This is a genomic window from Methylotenera sp., from assembly GCF_030653755.1.
Classification (GTDB): Bacteria; Pseudomonadota; Gammaproteobacteria; order Burkholderiales; family Methylophilaceae; genus Methylotenera.
The window spans coordinates 1-2137 of the sequence record NZ_JAURYU010000016.1 but is presented as its reverse complement, the minus strand read 5'-3'; the positions used below and the strand labels follow the sequence as shown (position 1 = coordinate 2137).

The 2137-nt window shown below is 42.5% G+C and carries 4 protein-coding genes; all 4 read left to right on the top strand.

Annotated features, from left to right (window positions below; translation table 11 throughout):
• Positions 1-333: biopolymer transporter ExbD (locus Q7U33_RS03375; protein ID WP_304858176.1), on the top strand; the 333-nt coding region annotated here is incomplete at its 5' end.
• A 1-nt stretch (position 334) separates the two neighbouring features.
• On the top strand, positions 335-739 hold the full coding sequence (locus tag Q7U33_RS03370; RefSeq protein WP_304858175.1) for a biopolymer transporter ExbD: 405 nt from the start codon (positions 335-337) through the stop codon (positions 737-739).
• Complete coding sequence (locus Q7U33_RS03365) at positions 739-1449, top strand: TonB C-terminal domain-containing protein (protein ID WP_304858174.1); 711 nt, start codon at positions 739-741, stop codon at positions 1447-1449. The genes Q7U33_RS03370 and Q7U33_RS03365 overlap by 1 nt, the downstream gene beginning before the upstream one ends.
• Positions 1450-1505: 56 nt before the next feature.
• Positions 1506-2137 (top strand): putative porin (locus Q7U33_RS03360; protein ID WP_304858173.1); only part of this gene is annotated, 632 nt, incomplete at its 3' end.

Below are 2137 nucleotides of genomic sequence, written 5' to 3'. Positions count from 1 at the left end.
TTATTGGTGATATTTATCATTATGACTACTGCATCGGTACAGGGCGTTAAAGTGGATATGCCTAAAACCATCAATATTGTCAGCTTGGCAAAGCCGCAAACCAGGGCTATTACGATAACCAGTGACGGCTCAGTTTATCTGGATGCATACCCTGTAGACATGGCAACATTGGAGCAACGTTTGAGTGAATATAAAAGTGGCAACCCAGAGTTACCAGTGGTGCTAAAGGGCGATGCCGCTGCGCATTATGAAAAAATATCGGAGGTTCTGGATATTTGTAAAAAGCTGGATATTACCGAAGTTGGTTTAGTGACCAAAAAATTGGCAGGATAGCATGCAGGTACAAAACGACGCGCAGCCCTATGACACCATCAATATTACGCCTATGTTAGATTTGGCGTATGTACTGCTTGTAATTTTTATTCTAATGACTACCGCAGGTGTGCAGGGCCTTACTGTGAATTTGCCTAAACCATCCAGTAAGCCCAGCACAGAGAAACATGATGTAAAAATTGTACAGGTACAGCAAAGCGGCGGGGTGACGATTAATGGTGCAGGTGTCAGTATGGCTGAGCTTGAAACTCAATTAATGAGTGCCAAAGCTGCAGACCCTAAGTTTAATTTGATGATTAAGGGTGATGCAAAAGCGCCATATGCTGGTGTGATAGGCGTGATTGATTTGGTTAATCGCCTGGAAATTGAAAATGTCGGATTGGTCACTGGGCGGATAGGCACCTAATGCAAGCGGCTTATAACACAACTCACGACGCTGATTTGGATGAAGATGATAATGAGTCGCAAACGGCAATCTGGCTAAAACGGCTGGTAACTGCCTCAGTGGTGTTGCTGGTATTAGCTGGAATTGGCTACGGTATTAAAAGCTTAATGTCTGGCGGTGCACCAATGAAAAAACAGGTGACGACGATTAAATTGATTCCTGATACGCCACCACCGCCACCACCCCCACCGAAAGAGCCGCCAAAAGAGCAACTTAAAGAGCAGCCAAAAGAAATAAAAATGGAACAGCCCAAGCCTGCAGAAGCGCCACCAGCAGAGCAACTTAAGATGGAAGGTGCTGCAGGTGATGGACCGAGTCCTTTTGCTGCAGGTGCCGTAAATAATGAATACAAGGGCGGCGAAGTGAAAACGATAGGCTCGGATGGCGGAGCCAAGTTTAACTGGTATGCAGGTGTTTTGAAAAATCAGATTCAAGATGCGTTGGACAGAGATAAAAGGCTAAAAGAAAGCCAATATAAATTGATAGTAAGTGTTTGGTTGAAACCAAGTGGAGAAATTGAAAAGTTAGAGTGGTCTGGCTCTGATGCAGAGCCAGATATTCAGCAGGCAGTTAAAGTAGCCTTAGATTCTATGCCAGCTATGCGTGAAGTGCCGCCTGAAGGTATGCCTCAACCCATTAAATTGCGTATTACAGCGCGAAAAATGGGGTAATTTGAATTGATATTAAGTTGTTAAATTTTGATATTTAGAAATTTGAGAGATTGAATATGTTGAAGAATAAGCTATTACCAAGCAGCGCCAAGTTAAAAAATAACGCTAAACTGATGTTGGCTATGTCGCTATTTGTAGGCTTAAGTGCAAATATTGGCAAGGCCAGTGCCGATGAGCGTGAATCATTAGAACAATTAAGAGCAACGACCAATAATCTGATTGAGTTGTTGGTTCAAGAAGGTGTGCTGAATAAAGATAAAGCTGATGCTATTGTTAAAAAAGCAAGCCAAGATGCCGCAAGGCAGGCAAAGCAAGCTAAGGCAGATAGAGTGTTGGAAGAAAACGCCGTGGTAGATGAAAAATCTGTGCGCGTACAATATGTTCCAGAACACATCAAAAAAGAAATGCGCGAAGAAATTAAAAAAGAGGTGATGGCTAAGCTTAATTATAAAGCAGGTGAACGTCTGGGTATGCCAAGCTGGCTGGACAGAATTAGTTTTTATGGTGACATGCGTTTACGTTTTGAAAATAACGCGTACTCTGAAAGTAATGCTTTGCCTGATGTGCATAAGATAAATACAAATCGTTATGCTGAGATACAAAACACTACAGAAGATCGTGATCGTTTACGTGTACGTGGAAGATTAGGTGCGGATGTAAAGGTGAATGATTGGTTAAGTGGTGGATT

What these genes read in the sequence shown, in the direction of transcription:
- Q7U33_RS03370 (WP_304858175.1), top strand. Translation starts at nt 335, where the DNA reads ATGCAGGTACAAAACGACGCGCAGCCCTATGACACCATCAATATTACG.
- Q7U33_RS03365 (WP_304858174.1), top strand. Translation starts at nt 739, where the DNA reads ATGCAAGCGGCTTATAACACAACTCACGACGCTGATTTGGATGAAGAT.